The sequence below is a fragment of the Mucilaginibacter sp. Mucisp73 genome, from assembly GCF_059491465.1.
The window spans coordinates 1,034,152-1,053,337 of sequence record NZ_CP168507.1; the positions used below are offsets into that span (position 1 = coordinate 1,034,152).

Sequence of the window (19,186 nt, forward strand, 5' to 3'; positions counted from 1 at the left end):
ATGGTGGTTAACTATGAGATATTTTAAAGGGATCCTGGTTGTTGTATGTCTCATTTCTGTATTTTCTTGTAATTCAGACGACAGAAAGTATGAAAACGTAGTAGCGAGTGAACTTTCGCGGGGGGTGAGAAGAGATAGCCTGTTTCAGGGAATAAAATTAGGGATGACCTCAAAAGAGTTTTATACCCACTGTTGGGAAATGAATAAAAAAGGGATCTTTTTTGCAGGCCCCGGCAATACAACAGTTTTATATAAACTAAAAAAGGAATTAAAATATCCGGCTTCCATGAATTTCTACCCTGATTTTCGGCAAGGTAAGATTAGCAAAATGAGAGTGAGTTTTAGTTACGATGCTTTCGCCCCTTGGAATAAACAAATGTTTGCTGATAGTTTGCAGTTGGATGTATTAAATATGCTGAAAAAATGGTATAAGGAAAAGGATTTTATCCGTATAACGGACCCGGCTAAAGGGACGATTTTTGTGCAGGTAGATGGTAACCGCAGAATTATCATCGGGAAATATGATGATGCCCACGTAAAAGTAGATTACACTGATTTACTGACAGATGAAAAAAAATAAGGTGAATTTTACTTTTTTGACAGAAAAATCTATTCATGATGTTTTTAGCATCAGATACTGTTTTGTGTTCTTTTTATTGGTTTTAACCAGCTGCCAAAAAAAGCAAAGCGGGGGCGGCAATAAGCTTTTTGAACTTTTAAATTCCAATGAAACGCATATCGATTTTGTTAACCAATTATCGTATGATGCTAATTTCAATATTTTTACTTACCGTAATTTTTATAACGGTGGCGGTGTTGCCATCGGCGATATCAATAATGACGGATTACCGGATATTTTTTTGGTGGGCAACATGGTGCCCAGTCATCTGTATTTAAACAAAGGCAATTTTCAGTTTGAAGACATAACCGGAAAAGCCGGAATTACCAAGCTCGGCAGATGGTCTACCGGTGTTACTATGGCCGATGTTAACGGTGATGGGCTGTTGGATATTTATGTTTGCAATAGTGGCGATGTTAAAGGCGATCATAAACAGAATGAACTATACATTAACAACGGTGATCTCACCTTTACCGAACGGGCAAAGGAATATGGAATTGGCGTAAATGGATACTCAACCCATGCTGTTTTCTTTGATTATGATCATGACGGAGACCTGGATCTCTTTATGTTAAGCAATTCTTTTAAGGCAATCGGCAGCTTTAATATTCAGAATAATGAACGGAATAAAAGAGATTTATTAGGTGGGCAAAAATTATTCAGGAATGATAACGGCCATTTTACCGATGTGAGTGAACAGGCCGGTATTTATGGTAGTGTAATTGGTTTTGGTTTGGGGGTAAGTGTGGGAGATGTAAATGGGGATGGCTGGGACGACATCTATGTTTCCAACGATTTTTTTGAACGTGATTATCTATATATTAATAATCACAACGGTACGTTTAAAGAATCGCTTGAGGATCAGATGAAAAGCATTAGTAATGCATCAATGGGGGCCGACCTGGCCGATATCAACAACGATGCACATCCTGATATTTTTGTGACGGATATGCTTCCGGCATCAGAATCAAGGCTTAAAACAAATACCACTTTTGAAAACTGGGATAAATACCAGCTTGATTTAAGATATGATTATTATCACCAGTTTACCAGGAACACGCTCCAGTTGAACAATGGCAACGGAACCTTTAGCGAGATAGGCCGGCTTGCAGGTGTTCATGCAACCGATTGGAGCTGGGGAGCGTTGATCACTGACCTTGACAATGATGGATTCAAAGATGTTTTTATCGCTAACGGTATTTATAAGGACTTAACAAACCAGGACTATATTCAACGTTTATCCGATCGGAACGTGATGGGGAGTGTTTGGACAAATAAAGGCATAAATTACAAGAAGCTGATAGATAGCATGCCCTCGGAGGCTGTGCCTAACTATGCCTACCGAAACAATGGGGACCTGACATTTACCAATAAGGCAGCCGAATGGGGTCTTGGTGATCCGGGTTTTTCGAATGGTTCGGCGTATGGTGATTTAAATAATGATGGGGCGCTGGACCTGGTGGTGAACAATGTAAATATGCCGGCATTTATCTACCGAAACAACAGCAGGAAGCTGGAGCCGGCGAATAAATATTTGAAAGTGGTATTGCAGGGCGAGGGGAAGAACCGCTTTGGCATAGGGGCACAGGTAACGTTATACTATAATCATACATTAAACTACCAGGAGCAGGTTCCGTCGCGGGGATTTGAATCGAGCGTAGACACCCGTTTGAATTTCGGGTTGGGTAAAATAAAGGAGATCGATTCGATAGTGGTAAAATGGCCTTGCGGTAAGCAGAAAGTATTAAAAGGAGTAAAACCGAACCAGACGATCACGGTAAAGGAGGCTGAATCGGGATTGCCCGGGAAAGCAGTGAGGGGGGCAGCCGGTGCAAAGCCGGTGTTTGAGCAGAGTAGAGATAACCATGGGATAGACTTTGTGCACAAGGAAAATGACTTTATAGATTTTGACAGGGAAAAGCTGATCTTCCAGATGCACTCGGCGGATGGCCCGCGGATAGGTAAAGGCGATGTCAACGGCGATGGTTTGGAAGACTTCTATATCTGCGGGGCCAAGGACCAGCCAGGCGCATTATATGTCCAAACGCCGGCGGGTCGTTTTAAACGGAGCAACGAAAAACTGTTTGAGCAGGATAAGGCCAGTGAAGATACGGACTGTTTATTTTTCGACGCGGATGGTGACGGGGACCAGGACCTGTATGTATGCAGTGGAGGCAACGAGTTCTCGGCTAACTCGACGGATCTGATCGACCGGCTATATATCAATAATGGGAAGGGTAATTTCAGCAAATCGCAACAGGTGCTGCCGTCATTTCAGTTTGAGAGCAGCTCCTGCATAACGGCAGCAGACGTTGACGGGGACGGGGACCAGGACCTGTTTGTTGGAGTGCGGTTAAAGCCGGGTGAATATGGCTACCCGTGCAAGGGTTATCTCCTGCAGAATAATGGCAAAGGCTTTTTTACAGATGTAACCGACGAGAGGGCCCCGGGCTTAACGGAATTGGGTATGGTTACCGATGCCAAATGGTTTGATTATGACCGCGACGGAAAACCAGACCTGGTAACCTGCGGGGAGTATATGCCGATCCGGATATTCCATAATGAAGGTGGGCGTTTAAAGGAAGTAACGCGCGAAGCGGGCCTGGAGTGGAGTAATGGGTGGTGGAACCGCCTGGAGATTGCGGACATAGACGGCGATGGTTACCCGGATATAGTAGCCGGCAATCATGGGCTAAACTCCAGGTTTAAGGCAACCCGAGCGAAGCCGGTAAGCATGTATGTGGGGGACTTTAGCGGCACGGGCAGCATAGAAGATATAGTATGCACCTATAACGGCGACAAACAATACCCGATGGTACTGAGGCATGACCTGGTAGGCGAACTTCCCTACCTGAAGAAGAAATACCTGCGGTACGCCCAGTACAAGGAACAAACGATGGAAGATATATTTGGCAGGGAACTGTTACAAAAGATGGTTAAGCTGGATGCCTGCGAAATGCGGAGCAGTGTGCTGCTGAATAAGCGGAATGGCAAGTTCGTGATGAAGCCATTGCCGGTGGAGGCGCAGTTTTCGACGGTTTTTGGGCTGGTGGTGAAAGACTATGACGGGGATGGAAAAAAGGACATTGTGCTGGGAGGCAACTTTTACCAGTCAAAACCGGAAGCAGGGATCTACGATGCCAGCTATGGATTGCTGCTTAAAGGAGACGGGAAAGGTGGCTTTAGGGCAGTTAAACCGCAGGTAAGCGGCATCGTAATAAAAGGGGCCGTACGTGATATGAAAGAGATTAAAGCCGGAAACAACAAGCTGCTGATTGTAGCTAAAAATAATGATAAAACAGAGGTACTGGTAAAGGCTCCGGATAAAAAAGGAGCAAATGGAATACAGTATAGGGAATAGTGATAAAATAAAATTGCCTGCATTGTAAATAGGGTGGTAGTAAAATACAACCGAATTACCATCGTTGAATGATGGGCGGATAATTATACAATCCGAAGAAGCAGAAATTTATTACCGAAAAATAGAAATTGCCGAACTATAATTTAACCGAATACCATAAATCTAAATATAGTCAAATGCCAATAGATTCATTGAACGTAAATACCAAAGCTAAAATTCAAAACACCTACGATGCTATTGTAATCGGCTCGGGGATTAGCGGCGGATGGGCTGCAAAGGAATTAACCGAAAAAGGGCTGAAAGTATTAATGCTTGAACGCGGTCGTAATTATGAGCATATAAAGGATTATGTTACCGCTACAAAAGATCCATGGGAATTTGAACACCGGGGCAATGCTACCTTACAGCAGAAAACAGATAACCCTGTTATATCCCGGGATTGGGCTATGTACGGGACCGCGGCCCAGGAACCCCTGATGAAGTCATGGGTAAATGAAAAAGATTGTCCCTATGTGGAAGTTAAACCGTTTACCTGGTGGCGTTCATATCAGTTAGGCGGAAGGTCTACTTTATGGGGGCGGCAAAGCTACCGGTGGAGCGATTTTGATTTTGAAGCTAATGCAAAAGATGGTATTGCTGTTGATTGGCCTATTCGTTATAAAGAACTGGCGCCATGGTATGACTATGTAGAAAAATTTGCCGGAATAAGTGGATCGATGGAGGGCTTGCCCCATTTACCCGATGGGCACTACTTGCCGCCTATGCAACTAAATTGTGTGGAAAAAGATGTGGCATCAAGAATAAAAGCTTTTTACAAGGGACAGCGCCACATGTTTATAGGCCGTGTGGCCAATCTTACCGCGCCTATCCAGGCAAGAACGCAGTGTCAGTTTAGAAACCGGTGCTGGGAGGGTTGCCCATTTGGCGGCTATTTCAGTACCCAATCTTCAACGCTGCCCGCAGCAATGGCAACGGGTAACCTTACCGTGAGGCCATGGTCAATCGTAACCAAAATTTTGTACGATAAAGACACCAGCAAAGCGACGGGTGTTGAGGTGCTGGATGGCGAAACGAATAAAACCTATGAATTTTATTCAAAAATTGTATTCCTGAATGCTTCTGCACTGAACAGTGCATGGGTTTTGATGAATACCGCAACAGATGTATGGCAAGGCGGATTAGGCAGTAGCAGCGGCGAATTAGGACATAATATTATGGATCATCATTATATGCTCGGCGCACAAGGAACAATAGAAGGCTTCGAAGACAAATACTATTTTGGCCGCAGAGCGAATGGTTTTTATATTCCCCGTTTTGTTAACTTGTTTGGTGATAAAAGGGACTTTCTGCGCGGCTATGGTTACCAGGGAAGCGCCAGCAGGGACGGCTGGAGCCGGGATGTTGCGGAAATGAATATAGGTGCTGATTTTAAAGATGCACTTACAGAACCTGGTGCATGGCATATCGGAGCAACCGGTTTTGGTGAAATTTTGCCCTATCACGATAATAAAATAACGCTTAATAAAGATGTGAAAGATAAGTGGGGGTTGCCTGTACTTTCAATGGATGCGGGTTTGAAAGAGAATGAGCTAAGTATGCGTAAGGATATTATTAAAGAATTGGTGGCCATGTATGAAGCGGCCGGGGTAAAGAATATCACAACCTGGGATAAAAATTATGCAATTGGTCAGGGCATTCACGAGATGGGGAGTGCACGTATGGGTAAAGATCCAAAAACATCGGTACTCAACGCGCACAATCAGGTTTGGGACGCGCAAAATGTGTTTGTAACTGATGGGGCCTGCATGACTTCAAGCGCCTGTCAAAACCCATCGCTCACTTACATGGCGCTTACCGCACGCGCGGCTCACTATGCTGTGGATGAGTTAAAAAAAGGCAATTTATAAGCGACATGTTTAAGCTTTAATTTTAATAATTAATCAGACGAAATACAATTAATACATACGGCAATATTGGTAAGCATCTGTTTTATCGCAAAACGCAGCAAATTTCAAAGCCCGAAGATACCGGGACAATAGTTCCGACTAATTACCATGGGCCGTAGATTTAAATGTCGCTATCATTTTTGGATAGCGACAAGGCTTTTTTGGAGCCAATGACTATTATCAAATAAAAGCACCTTTTCATATAGTAGCTATGCTGCGTCACAATTAATAAATTTTTATGAATCGTTTTTTACTTTGGCTTTCAGGGATTATCATTTTGCTTAGTTCCTGCCAAAAAACTGATTATCAAAAGATAACTGATAACCCGGAATTGTACCGTATTACGGAAAAAAAATTAAATGACATTATACTTGAAAATAATTTCCCCCCAGTCATTGCTTCCCGTAACTATGCGTATGCTAACATCGCCGCATATGAGGTAATATCCGCCCAAGACCCTAAAAAATTCCGGTCGTTGGCAGGTCAAATCAGGCATTTAACCGCTACCCCAAAACCTGCTCCGGGTGTTGAAATTGATTACCCGTTTGCATCCTTGCTTGCCTTTTGCTATGTAGGGAATGCGGTTACATTTCCAGAGGGGAGTATGGATGAATATGTCGATGCATTAAAAAAGAAAGCAAAAGATGGCGGAATGCCTTCTGATGTATTTGAGCATTCGGTGAACTATTCAGATGTAGTTGCAAAGCACATTATGAAATGGAGCAAAACGGATCATTATGCACAAACACGATCCGCTAACAAATACACGGTTACAAAAAAAGAAGGGCGTTGGGTACCTACACCACCTATGTATTCACAAGCATTGGAACCGCATTGGGGAGAGATCAGGCCTTTGATACTCGATTCTGCTTCGCAAGTGGCGCCACCGCCACCTCCTTTATTTGATATGAAGGACATAAATAGCCAGTTTTATAAGGACGTATTGGATATAAAGTCTATTGGTACAAATCTTACCAAAGAGCAAAAACACATCGCTGATTTTTGGGATGATAATGCCTTTAAGTTAAACGTTGTGGGACATGCCACCTTTGGAACTAAGAAGTTCTCACCGGGCGGGCATTGGATGAATATCGCGGGGATAGCCTCAGAAACGTGCAAGGCCGATTTTAGCAGCACAGTTTGTGCATATGCTGAAACATCGATTGCTTTATTCGATGCATTTATCAATTGCTGGTATTTTAAGTATAAATATAATTTAGTTCGCCCCGAGACTGTAATAACCAAATATTTGGACCCTGACTGGAAAACATATATTCAAACGCCCTCATTCCCCGAATATGTAAGCGGCCATGCTGTAATCTCGGCCGCCGCAGCCGAGATTTTGACCAACCAATTCGGAGATAATTTTGCATACCGGGATACATCAGAGACTGAGTTTGGAATAGCACCCCGTAGCTTTAGATCTTTTAGGGAAGCAGCAATGGAAGCGGGCATATCGCGCGTTTATGGCGGTATACATTTTAAAAATTCCTGCATAGTTGGAACAGAAGAGGGTAAGCAAGTTGGGCAACTGGTATTAAACAGGTTACATATGAAGATTAAATTGCATGAAAAATGAGTTTATATCGTAAGATCGATTCAATCTTCGCTTGTTGCCTTTAATATACATTTAATGTTATACTGAATTATGCTCAGCCATTGCATTAAAAAGGATAATCACCAAGGGGTCGTGGCAATCCCCTGCAACATATGAATGTAATATAAACAGCATTTACCGGGTAGCCCGCTTGGTTGGGAAATTTTCGGGGACTGGGATACCGGCCTGCAGCACGTGACTGACATTTTTTAAAACGGCCTCGTCAAACCCGCTTTTGTCAACCATTTCCACAATTTTGAAGCTATAGAATTGCTTTTTTAATACATCATATTCAACAGATAGTGCCAGCGCCAGCAATTGTAGCTTCCCCGGAGGAAAGTCCTTTTTATCTGATTCTATCCTGCTTAATTCGCTCCGGTTCATTCCAAGTTCTGCGGATAAATAGTCTTGTGAAAACTTTAATGTTGTCCTGTACTTTTTGATCAACCTACCAAAGCTCAAAGCGGCAGGTGGGAGGCTCTCTTTCCCGGAAGCGACGGTGTTAGGATTTAGTGGCTCAATAGGTGCGTAGCTGCCGATGATTTTGAAAAGATCGGCCAACTGCCTGGCAGGGCGTTTTATATCGGATGTTTTAAGCTCATATCTGATCTTTCTATTCTCGCGTCTGATGGTTACAAAGCCTGCTTTTTTAAGATCGGTTATATGCTTCGTTAATTGCCCTGGGTTAAAAGGAAGAGAAAGCAATACCTCCTGAGATAGTATGTTGTTATTAGCGATAAGCGCTTTGAAGATATATACCCTGATTGGGAGCGCCAGCAACCTGGCAAAGTTGCAAAGTTCCAGATCTGCTTTATTGATATCCATATTTGAACCGGGCATAGATACGATATTATAGAATATAAATTAATGTTGTTCCGGTTCAGCTTCGTGGGAATCCGGTATGCCCAGTTCTTCTACGAGGCGACCATAATGTCTGGCGAATCTGCTCCACATATTTTCATTTAATGTATACAAAGATCTTTTTCCATCGATGCTAACCGAGATCAATTCGGTTTTGATCAACTCCTTCAAATGATGGGATACTGTAGATTGCGCGAACGGTAGAAATTCCACGAGCTCGCCTGTGGTAATCCCAGGTTTCCGGGCAATGATACGGATAATAGAGATCCTACCGGGGTGCGACAGTGCTATGGATACATCTGAGATGAACTGGTCGGGATAACTGAACTCTTCTGTTTTCTTTTGTGCCATCGCTGTTTACAATTATTTGATCGTGCTAAAATAGAGTTTGTTTTTTGAATGTTGGAAGCTTCTTGATCTATTTAATATTGTCTATAATATCGATTATTCAATATATTCTTTTTGATAATATGAACTTAACATTGGCTTAATTTATCGCCGATAATTTTGAGCGTCATTTAAGATTATGCAAAAGTTTACTCGGCTCTTTCCTTTCATTATTTTAAGTTTTTTAATAAGCTCCAATTCATTTGCACAGTCATTGGGTAAAATTGCCGGTAAGGTAATCGACCAAAAGACTGGTGAAACACTCATAGGCGCGACAGTTGGCTTACAGAGCGGCAGCAAGGGCGCTGCCACCAATGTGGAAGGCCGGTATATATTGAGCGGACTTCAGCCGGGCAAATACAATATCGTTGTTAAATACATCGGTTACCAGAGCAAATCGGTTTCTGATGTGGAAGTTCAGGCAGGTGCAGTAACCTCGCTGGATGTCGCTTTGACCCAATCGTCAACGCAGGCTCTTAATGAAGTTGTTGTGAAAGCTACATACCGCCAGGCTTCAGTAAACGCCCTTTACGCAAGGCAGAAGAATAGTATACAATTAAGTGATGGTATATCTGCCGATATGATCCGTAAATCCCCTGACCGAAATACTGGTGACGTTTTGAAACGCGTCAGCGGAACAAGCGTGCAGGAGGGTAAATTCGTTGTTATCCGTGGTTTATCCGAAAGGTATAATAACAATATGATGAACGGGACAACGCTGCCAAGTTCCGAACCGGATAAAAAAGCTTTTGCTTTTGACATTATTCCTTCAAGTCTTGTCGATAATATTATCGTGTACAAAACGGCGACGCCCGATCTGCCCGGTGATTTTGCGGGTGGTACGATCAATACTATTACCAAAGATATTCCCGACAGCAGGTTCCTGGAAGTGGCGTTAAGCGTTGGCTATAATTCCAAAACTACGCTTAAGAATAACTTTATCGATGCGAGGCCTAACGGGAAATATGATTTCCTTGGATTCGATGACGGTTCAAGAAGGCTGCCTGCGGCTTATTCTAATGTGAAAAAAGACTATACATCCGGGACAACAAGTGCCGAAAAAATCGCTATAGCGCAGCAATTTCCCAATACTTTTTATTACAAAGAAGGGCAAATGAGCCTTCCCAATATTGGTTTTCAATTTTCCACGGGCAATTCCAAAATCAATACAAATGGCAATCGCCTGGGTTATAACTTCAGTCTGAACTACAGCAATGGGCACCGTGCATCATTTGGTGACAGAATTGGTTATACCGGGTTCAATGATGCATCGAAAGAGCTTCCCCTGTACAGCTTTGACCGTAATACCTATACCAACTATAAAAGCCTTGGCGGTTTGCTGAATTTCGCTTATACATTCGGAAAAAACAAAATTGCCTGGAGAAACCTTTACAACAACGATTTTTCTGTTGACTTCGAGCAAACCAACAATGCCCTGAATTTTGAGGCCGGTCAAACAGACCCGCTGCGCTACAAAGGCTACTCTGTGGAGACAACTCAAAACGGCATTTATACTTCTGCATTGGAAGGACAGCACACGCTGGGCAAAAAGAATATTATTTTTGACTGGAATGCTTCTTACGGTTTATCATACCGGAACCAGCCCGACCAAAGGATCGTAACCATCTATACACCTTTAAACCAGCCTGAATATATCTCATTATCCAGCGAAAACAGCCCCAAACCTAATGACCTTGGCCGTGTGTATTCAAAATTAAATGAAAATATTTACGGCGCGAAGGCAAACCTGGCAGTTCCGTTCAAGTGGCTTGATGAGTCGCAGAAATTGAAATTCGGAGGGCTTATTTCTCATCGTGACCGTGATTTCAGCATCGACGCGCTGGGATACACTGACGCCATCGGCTTCGGAAACAAAGCAATCCCGCTCACCGGCGGTTATACGATCTTTAATGTGTTCAGTCCTCAAAGTATCGCTCAAAACGGCATCGATCTGTCACGCCTGGACCTTAGCTCCACTGATTACAAAGGAAAGGCCGATCAGGACGCGGGTTATGTGATGCTGGACAATAAGCTGAGCAAAAAAATCCGTTTGGTTTGGGGGGCACGTGTTGAACGGTATGCGCAATCGCTCAAACCGCTGGGCCAGATCGAACAGAAATATAATAATACTGATGTTCTGCCTTCGGGTAACCTGACCTATAGTTTATCGGAGAAGGTCAATTTACGTGCGGCATACTTCAGGTCGGTAAACCGCCCGGAGTTCAGAGAGCTTGCCAGTTTTCGCTATTTTGACTACCAGACTAACTTTATCGTCAGCGGTAACCCGGGCCTGCAGCGAAGTATAATTGATAACGCAGACCTTCGCTTTGAATATTATCCGTCAGGAGGGGAGATCATCTCGGTTTCGGCTTTTTACAAGAAATTTAAGAATCCGATCGAGCAGATTAATCAGGGTAACGATATTTTGACTTATCAGAATGCGCTCAATGCCAAGGATTTCGGTTTTGAAGCCGAGATGAGGAAGAAACTGAATTTTATTGCTGAGGGAAGTTTCTTGAATGATGTAACATTTTATGTGAATGCTTCCTATATCAATGCCAAGGTAAAGCTGGCTGATGGCCGTAACGCGTCTACCCCCCTTCAGGGACAGTCACCCTACCTGATTAACTCGGGCCTGTATTATACACCCGAAGGTACTGATTTTTCTTTCAACGTGCTTTATAACAGGATAGGGGAGCGTTTACGTTTCAGGGCCGTTACCGGTGGTGTGGACATCTATGAGAAGCCACGGAATGTGATCGATATGCAGCTAAGTAAGGCTTTATTTAAAAAGCGTGCCGAGCTTAAACTGACCGTATCCGACCTGCTTGCGCAGCCTTTTGCATTGTATAATAATTACGGAAGCTCGGGGAGTACCGCATATAATGCTAAAGAGGATAAAATAATCCAAAGCCGTTATTCGGGTTTTGGAACAACCCTTTCGTTTAAATATAATTTCAGTTTCAAAAAATAATCACGCTATACAGTAAAAGGCATTGCAATTTATTATCAATTATTATTAACAATTATTATGAAAAAAACGTTGTATTTACTTGGCTCATTAGCCATGATAGGATTAGCTTCCTGCTCAAAAAACAATGACCCGGGTACAAATCCGCCGGTTAATCCTCCTGCTGTTACCAAAATGGATGTTAGGGGAAAGATTACTAAAGACACGCACTGGACCGCCGATATCACTTACAGGCTTCGCGGTTACGTTTACGTGGATAATAACGCAACTTTAACCATCGATCCGGGAACCAAAATTGTGAGCAATAAAGACTCAGCCGGTGTCCTTATCATTTATAAAGGAAGCAAGATCAATGCCGCCGGAACTGCTGATAAGCCAATTGTTTTCACCTCGGCGGAGGCTGACCCGAAACCAGGTAATTTCGGTGGCCTTGTGATCGTTGGGTCGGCTACCGGTAATGGCAACCACGCAGTTCTTGAAGGTGGCGTAGATACCGAGCACCAGCCATTCGGCGGCACAAACGACGCTGATAATTCAGGTGTTTTACAATATGTACGTATTGAATATGCCGGTAAAGCGGTTAATCCAGGTGATGAAGTGAATGGCTTAAGTATGTACACTGTTGGCAGCGGTACCAAAGTAGATCACATTGAAGTGCTTCGCGGCCTTGACGATGCTTACGAGTTTTTCGGCGGTTCATTTAATGCTAAATACCTGGTTGCCTATAATAATGCCGATGATGACTTTGATTTTGATGATGGATACCATGGTAAGATCCAATATGCGATCTCTGTTAAAGATCCGGCATTTACTGATAATAAAGGTACCAGCGGTGATATCTCCAACAATTTTGAAGTGGATAACACAACAGATGCTAAAGGTTATTTATTAACTCCTAACACATTCCCTTTGTTGTCGAACTTTACGGCTGTAGGGCCTAATAACGCCACAGGAGTATCTGCGGATTACGGTTACGGTATGCGCTGGAGAAGAGGTGCAAAATTTATTTTGGCTAATGCCATAGTAATGGGGGGGCAAAAAGCGGGCTTAGACCTGGATAATGACCCAACCGCGCAGTATTATATTGCCGGGACAAGCGGTTTAAAAAACAGCTTGTTACAGGCGGTAACTTCACCTTATAAAGTTGACAAACTGGCTACGGCTGGTTTACTGGACGCAGCAGGTTTAAAAACTTTAGTTGAAGGCCGCGATGGCACAAAATCATTTACTGCTGCAGCGGATATTATGTTGACCGATCCGTTTAACAATGCTGCTCCAAACTTATTGCCTAAAGCAGGTTCACCGGCAATTGTTGCAGGCAAGTTTGATGGCTCCTTATCCGATTCGTTCTTTGATAAAACCAACTATATAGGTGCGATCGATCCAGCTAATGACTGGTCGAAAGCTTCCTGGATAGTTTACGGAAAATAATCCGCAGCGTACTAAAAGAAAAGACCTTTTCAGTAATGGAAAGGTCTTTTTTGTTATACCAGATAGTCAGCTTTGATTGGAACGCTAAGTTAACATGTAGTTAAAAGTGCCCTGCTTCATTGGCGGAATTTAGTGTTAATATCCAATTTCAACTGTTGCCTGGTATGTATCCCTGTTAGCAATGTTATTAATGATAAAGTGCGCAACATCGGCCCTTGATATTTTGAGGCAGTTTTTAAGAAATGCATTAATAGCTATGCGATATGTGCCGGTAACAGCCTGGTTTGTAAGCTGCGGTGGTCTAATGATAGTCCAGTTAATGTTACTGCTTTTTATCACTGCCTCCATTTTGAGCAAATCGGTATACATGTGTTTCAGCAGTTTTTGAACTACATATTTTTCAATAAACCTGATATAAAATGGGAGCACGGGACTTATTTCAATTGCACTGGCTGAGATCAGGAACATGCGGTTTATGCCTTTTCGTTCCATCGCTTTTAAAATATTGGCATTACCTTGCGAATACAAAGTTGTAGGCTTATCTGATCCGAAACCACCGGGCATGCCTATTGCCGAAATCACAGCATCCTGGTTTTCAAAATTATTTTCAAATGCGCCGGGTTGCATAACATCGCCGCTTACTTTTTTTAGATTGGGGTGCTCGATTGCTAATTTAGCCGGGTTTCGTAATATTGCGGTAACCAGATGTCCCGCCTGAAGGGCCTGTTCAACGCACTGCCTGCCAATGCCGCCGTTTGCGCCTACAATTACTAACTTATAAACAGGGATGTTTTGTTGCATTTCCATTTTTTGGTGATTAACTAAATTTGAAAACGCTTAAAAAAACTATGCTGAAAAACAATATCAGCTGTACTGTAAAAAAGATATTAAGGTTCACCTTAATTTGGTCAACCCGTTCTGCTAAGTAAGCTTTGTCGTTATTCATAATCATTCGTAACTCTTCGCCTTGCTTCCTTCCAAAAAATATCCCGTTTAGCATTAGAACCAAAACAATTCCTATTTTTATTCTAAACCATAGTTGTTCGCCAAATACGCCATGGGTTAAGGCCATCATGCCAATGCCTGTTATAACCAGCAGGGCGGCCCCTACTCCAATCAGTGTTGATGACTTAGATGTACCCGTCAGTATACCTTTTGATTTATCTTTATCGTCATTAAAATGCTTCCAAAAGGTTTTAAATACTGTAAAATCAACAATGGTGGTGCCCGCCATTATAGTTAGCCCTGTTAAGTGTAGTATTAATAGTGCTGGTAAAAAGAGTGAGGTATTCATTTGTTAGGATTGATTAAATTTATAAAATATACCATATGGTGGTAAATTAATACAATATTATACCAAAAGAAAGTAAATAACAAATATTGGAGACGTTTTTTTTAGATTTGATACCAAAAGGAAATAACACGTGAATAAAACAGTTGAATTGGTTAAGCTTTGGGGCGATTATGAGGAGCAAAATCCCGGTTGTAATTTGGATGATTTCTTCCGGCATCAGCTAATGGCCAAGGCAGCAGATGAGAAGAAAGCAACGCCCGACTGGCAATTAAGGCCGGGAATTAACGGCAAGCTCATGATTTTGATAAGACGGATAGGAAAGTACCATATGGTATATTCAAACAAAGCGCTTGAAGGTACAGGGCTTGATCAGATAGAGGAGTTCGGTATATTGGTTACTATTTTTAACCAGGTTAACCCAATAAAATCTGAAGCTATTTATAATAACATAATCGAACTATCAAGCGGTACCAATATGCTTAACAGGCTAAAAAAACGCGAACTGATAACCGAGTATGAAGATATTGATGATAAACGTATTAAGCGTTTAAAATTAACAGCCCTTGGAGAGGAAACTCTTGGAAAAGCCAAAGTACGTGTACTTGAAGTTGCGCGAATGATGACCAGCGCATTGAGCGAGGAAGATAAACAGCTTTGCTTTCAATTGCTTAACCCCGTTAGCGAAAAGTTTGACGGAACCTTCCAAAAATTTAAAAGCAAAGGTTTTGATGAAATTTTTAAAGCTATGATGAAGTAGTTTATTGGCTTTTTTAACGGAAAGAAAAGTTTTGTGACCGTAATGCGGCAAGTGTTAATATCTGTTAAAAGTTTAAAGGTTAATAATTTATGCGTATATTTAGTTAACCTGCTCACCTGTTAACTGAACCCGTCATGAAAACATTGAAACTTACCTCAACAGTGATATTGATGCTCTTGTCAATAAATCTGTTTGCCCAGCGTGTTAAAGGTATTGTTATTGATAAAGCTACCTATTTGCCGGTGGCAAATGCTTTTATCAATACACCTGCATCAAAAAGTATAAGTAATGCCGAAGGGAAGTTTGTGTTGGCCAACGTAAAGCCCGGTGATACTTTAAGGATCACCAGCATAGGTTACAAGCCTTTTAAGCTTATAGTCAGTTTTTTAAAATTTGATACCTTAAGATGTTACATTGAGCCTGCGGCAACTGTTTTAAGTGAGGTAAAGATCAGGGCCAGGCGTAATGCCAGGGCCGATTCATTACGTAACAGGAGGGAGTTTGCCTCTGTTTTTGCCTATCATAGCTCAACCATAAAAGATGCGTTTATAGCACGTCCACCTGATCTTGATTTTGGTAAGCCCAGCAATCACATAAATGCGGATAAAAGTACAGCAACTATCTTGAGCATCAACTTGCTGTCGGTGATCGACATGTTGAATAAGAACAAAGCTCCGCAATCAAAGCTGCAAAAGATTTTGCTGAAGGATGAAGAAGATGAGTATGTGGACAGGTTTTTTTCGCCGGAAAAGGTGAGTTCAATAACTAATCTTAAAGGCGATTCGCTGCAAAACTTTATGAACCAATATCACCCCGAAATTAAAAAAGTGAAAAAAATGAGCGATTATGATATGATCAGTTATATTAAAAAAAGCTATGCCGAGTATCTCAAATCAGGCAGTAGGCAAACAGCTCCGTTTTTTGCAAAGTGAAATGGTCTTGTATTGTTGACCGATACTATGTTTGAACAATAGGAAGTATATTGTTACCGAATGGTTTCGTTACCTTTCAATTACCAGGTATTTTTTGTTGCAGCTATAACAAAAATACCTTTTAACCGGCAGCCAAAATGTCAATAGCTTTAACAATGCCGGCCGGTGGATCCTTTGGCCGGTATTGGTTTGGCACTTTGGACAAAATGTATAGCTGTGCCTTTTTTTTGAAGGTTCATTTTCAGTATCTACAATATGCATAACATGAATACAATTAAACCCATTGTATCCTCATAAGCAGGTTTTTATTGATTAAATACCCAAAACTGAAACTATTACTTTTATGGAATAGTTTTTATGAGGCTTTGCTTTTATATTGTGTGCCTGTAAGCACGGGCGATTTTTGGTTAAACCTGTTCCATTCATCAATATTTACCATACCAGGAGCAGTTTCATAATGCTTTTTATTTGTTGGGCAGGTAACCACAAAACCTTTACGGGTTTGATTAATTACCGGGCGTGCACCACATTCTTTGCAAGGCTCACAATGGATATTGGGTTGAATTTGAATAGATTCGGACATTACGTTTTTTTAAAGGTTAAATGAATCCCTGCTGTTGAGCAAGAGAAGTTTTTTCATTATGAATTAGGGTTAGGGTTGTGTTGCTACAAAGATGCAAATAATATTTTTATTAAAAAAATGCAATTTGTGAAGCGTATTTCACAATTATATAACATGTTTATTAGCAAAAGTGTAAAGTTGAGGTGTTTTGTGTGCATAATTGTGTAGCTGTTAGTTTACAACAGGCAAGTTTAAGTTGTGAGTTTTTTGTTTATTAACAACTTTTTTACACTTTGAGATATTGAATTCCTCCTCATGAAAAAAATCATAAGCACACTGTTATCGTTATTAGTTTGTATTCATTTTGCATTTGCACAACCGCCGTCTTCTTCGATAAAGCAATGGCAGGATCAGAAGTTTTCCATGTTTATCCATTTCGGTGGTATTTATTCAGTTTTGGGTGGCGTTTGGGATGGGAAGCCGGTTACCCGCGGCTTAAGTGAGCAAATTCAGGCCCATGCTGGTATTTACAGTGATACTTACGCCAACCTGGCCAAAAACTTTAACCCGATAAACTGGAATGCTGATAGTATTGCCCTGCTGGCTAAAGCGGCTGGGATGCGCTCTGTTGTACTAACTTCAAAACATCACGACGGATTTTGCATGTTTAAAACTACAACTACCGATTTTAATGTGGTTGATGCTACTCCATTTAACCGTGATGTGGTAAAGGAAATGGCCGAAGCCTGTAAAAGGCATGGTCTGAGGTTTGGTTTGTATTTTTCGCTGATAGACTGGCATTATCCGCAAGCGTCGCCCATATCAAGTCATAATTCTGATTATATAACACCCGAGCATCATGAATATAACAAGAAGCAGGTAACCGAGTTGCTATCAAACTATGGTACTATATCCGAACTTTGGTTTGATATGGGGTCGCAAAGCCCTGAACAAAGTAAAGAGCTTTATCAATTGGTGCACCGCCTGCAGCCTGATTGTATGGTAAGCAGTCGTTTGGGTAATGATCAGGGCGATTTCGCCGTAATGGGTGATAATCAGTATCCCGATTATTCCATCGGAGTGCCCTGGCAGTCGCCCGCTTCATTTTTTGACGAAACCTGGGGCTACCGGTCGTGGCAAAAACGCGGAAGCGAGGATGAAAAGTATAAAGAGAAATTGGAAAGCCTGATCCGCGTGATTAGCAGGGGAGGGAATTACCTGCTTAATATCGGGCCCAAAGGAGATGGCTCAGTAGTTGGTTTTGAAAAGGATGTTTTATTGAAGATAGGGACCTGGCTCCATAAAAATGCCGAAGCTGTTTATGGCACAACTGCCGATCCCTTTTTTGCCTCTTTTAACTGGGGGAATATAACCAGTAAACCCAATAAGCTTTATCTTTTTGTAACCTCGGTGCCCGCTGATGGCCTGATCACTTTACCCGGTCTGGAAGGCAGGATTAGGAATGTTTCTGTTTTGGGCGAACAACAATCGCTTAACTTTAAGCAGACAATTAATGCCGCTGTGATAACCTTACCCGCAGGTTTTGACAGTGAAAAACAAATAGAAGTTATAGCGGTTGACGTTGCCGAAGGTTACAAAGTGCAACCTGCTCATATCCTGAGCAGCAGTTATGACCACATAAGACTGAATGAGCATAATGCTTATAATTACTATAGTTCATCGGGTATTGATTATAACAGCAATTATCAAAGTACGGTAAAGCAAGGCTGGACAATTAAGCCCAAACACAAAGGCAGGTATCAGCCTGCTATACAATATACCGACGAAGAAAAAGGCAGCATTGTTGACCTAAATGTAAATAATGTAACCACCACGCTCAAGCTCGACAGCGACAGGAAGATGAAGTATAAACCCGATACGGCTAAAATAAAATGGGGGCCATTATATATAACCGGCCCATACTCCGCGGGCTTAGGGGGGGTAAATGGCGGCGCGGATAAAATCGATATCTCAAAACCTTTTACCAAAGACACCGATAAACCATGGCGGTCTGTAAATGACTATAACAACGGGCAGCTGATTGATTTGCCTGCAGGCATGGATAATGCTTACTACATTTTGCAAAATATTAACGCAGGCAAGGATTTAATTTACGCGCAGGTTAAGGTTACCAGCGGCGATGGCATAATTGTTTTGCTTAATGGGAGGCAACTGCTCATCAATAATAATCCGGGTAAGGCTGCCTCTGTAAGTCATGTCATCGGTTTGGATTTGATGCCCGGCAATAACCAGTTACTGATAAAAGTGTTCAACAACTTTAAAAAGAACATTCCTTTTGCGCTCACACATAGTATTCCACAAAATATCTATATTAAAGATCTTGAACCTTTAACGTTTGAAGCAAATGAACTTTACCCGGTGAGTTTAAAGTTACATGATCCGGCATCGCCGAATCAAACTTTAAAGTTGCCTAATCTTGAAATTTGGTTTACGAAAAAGTAAGAAAA

At 41.9% G+C, this 19,186-nt stretch carries 14 protein-coding genes; 9 read left to right on the forward strand and 5 right to left on the reverse strand.

Annotated elements, in window-relative coordinates:
• Positions 1–13: 13 nt before the first annotated feature.
• The 4 genes from ACEN82_RS04655 to ACEN82_RS04670 all read left to right on the forward strand — a co-directional run bounded on the left by ACEN82_RS04655 (position 14) and on the right by ACEN82_RS04670 (position 7,505).
• A complete protein-coding gene (locus ACEN82_RS04655) occupies positions 14–580 on the forward strand; it encodes a hypothetical protein (RefSeq protein WP_413323210.1) in 567 nt (188 codons plus the stop codon).
• Positions 567–3,980, forward strand: coding sequence for a VCBS repeat-containing protein (locus tag ACEN82_RS04660; RefSeq protein ID WP_495644078.1), 3,414 nt, complete (start codon positions 567–569; stop codon positions 3,978–3,980). Before ACEN82_RS04655 ends, ACEN82_RS04660 begins: the two co-directional genes overlap by 14 nt.
• A gap of 176 nt (positions 3,981–4,156) precedes the next feature.
• Complete coding sequence (locus tag ACEN82_RS04665; RefSeq protein WP_413322533.1) at positions 4,157–5,887, forward strand: GMC oxidoreductase; 1,731 nt, start codon at positions 4,157–4,159, stop codon at positions 5,885–5,887.
• Positions 5,888–6,164: 277 nt separating this feature from the next.
• Entirely contained in the window at positions 6,165–7,505 is a 1,341-nt protein-coding gene (locus ACEN82_RS04670) for a vanadium-dependent haloperoxidase (protein WP_413322534.1), read from the forward strand.
• 153 nt (positions 7,506–7,658) lie between these two features.
• Here ACEN82_RS04670 and ACEN82_RS04675 read toward each other — a convergent pair whose 3' ends face one another.
• A complete protein-coding gene (locus ACEN82_RS04675) occupies positions 7,659–8,348 on the reverse strand; it encodes a helix-turn-helix domain-containing protein (protein WP_495644079.1) in 690 nt (229 codons plus the stop codon).
• Between the two features lie 39 nt (positions 8,349–8,387).
• Complete coding sequence (locus ACEN82_RS04680; protein WP_090533366.1) at positions 8,388–8,735, reverse strand: ArsR/SmtB family transcription factor; 348 nt, start codon at positions 8,733–8,735, stop codon at positions 8,388–8,390.
• A 175-nt stretch (positions 8,736–8,910) separates the two neighbouring features.
• Here ACEN82_RS04680 and ACEN82_RS04685 point away from each other — a divergent pair, with 175 nt between their 5' ends.
• Both ACEN82_RS04685 and ACEN82_RS04690 read left to right on the forward strand, forming a co-directional pair.
• A complete protein-coding gene (locus ACEN82_RS04685; RefSeq protein ID WP_413322536.1) occupies positions 8,911–11,745 on the forward strand; it encodes a TonB-dependent receptor in 2,835 nt (944 codons plus the stop codon).
• Positions 11,746–11,802: 57 nt separating this feature from the next.
• Positions 11,803–13,173, forward strand: a complete 1,371-nt coding sequence (locus ACEN82_RS04690; protein WP_413322537.1) for a beta-helix domain-containing protein — start codon at positions 11,803–11,805, stop codon at positions 13,171–13,173.
• A 135-nt stretch (positions 13,174–13,308) separates the two neighbouring features.
• On the opposite strand, the gene ACEN82_RS04695 is transcribed toward ACEN82_RS04690, so the two are convergent.
• Together ACEN82_RS04695 and ACEN82_RS04700 are read right to left on the reverse strand one after the other, a co-directional pair.
• A complete protein-coding gene (locus tag ACEN82_RS04695) occupies positions 13,309–13,980 on the reverse strand; it encodes an NAD(P)-dependent oxidoreductase (protein ID WP_413322538.1) in 672 nt (223 codons plus the stop codon).
• A gap of 10 nt (positions 13,981–13,990) precedes the next feature.
• Positions 13,991–14,467: a hypothetical protein gene (locus tag ACEN82_RS04700; protein WP_413322539.1), complete on the reverse strand. Its 477-nt coding sequence runs from the start codon at positions 14,465–14,467 to the stop codon at positions 13,991–13,993.
• Between the two features lie 130 nt (positions 14,468–14,597).
• Here ACEN82_RS04700 and ACEN82_RS04705 point away from each other — a divergent pair, with 130 nt between their 5' ends.
• Together ACEN82_RS04705 and ACEN82_RS04710 are read left to right on the forward strand one after the other, a co-directional pair.
• A complete protein-coding gene (locus ACEN82_RS04705) occupies positions 14,598–15,224 on the forward strand; it encodes a MarR family winged helix-turn-helix transcriptional regulator (RefSeq protein ID WP_413322540.1) in 627 nt (208 codons plus the stop codon).
• A 134-nt stretch (positions 15,225–15,358) separates the two neighbouring features.
• On the forward strand, positions 15,359–16,156 hold the full coding sequence (locus ACEN82_RS04710) for a peptidase associated/transthyretin-like domain-containing protein (protein WP_413322541.1): 798 nt from the start codon (positions 15,359–15,361) through the stop codon (positions 16,154–16,156).
• Positions 16,157–16,511: 355 nt separating this feature from the next.
• On the opposite strand, the gene ACEN82_RS04715 is transcribed toward ACEN82_RS04710, so the two are convergent.
• Positions 16,512–16,739: a hypothetical protein gene (locus tag ACEN82_RS04715; RefSeq protein ID WP_090533348.1), complete on the reverse strand. Its 228-nt coding sequence runs from the start codon at positions 16,737–16,739 to the stop codon at positions 16,512–16,514.
• A 294-nt stretch (positions 16,740–17,033) separates the two neighbouring features.
• Between ACEN82_RS04715 and ACEN82_RS04720 the strand changes: the two genes are divergently transcribed.
• Positions 17,034–19,181 (forward strand): alpha-L-fucosidase, encoded by a 2,148-nt coding sequence (locus ACEN82_RS04720; protein ID WP_413322542.1) that lies wholly within the window; start codon positions 17,034–17,036, stop codon positions 19,179–19,181.
• The last annotated feature ends 5 nt before the right edge of the window (positions 19,182–19,186 follow it).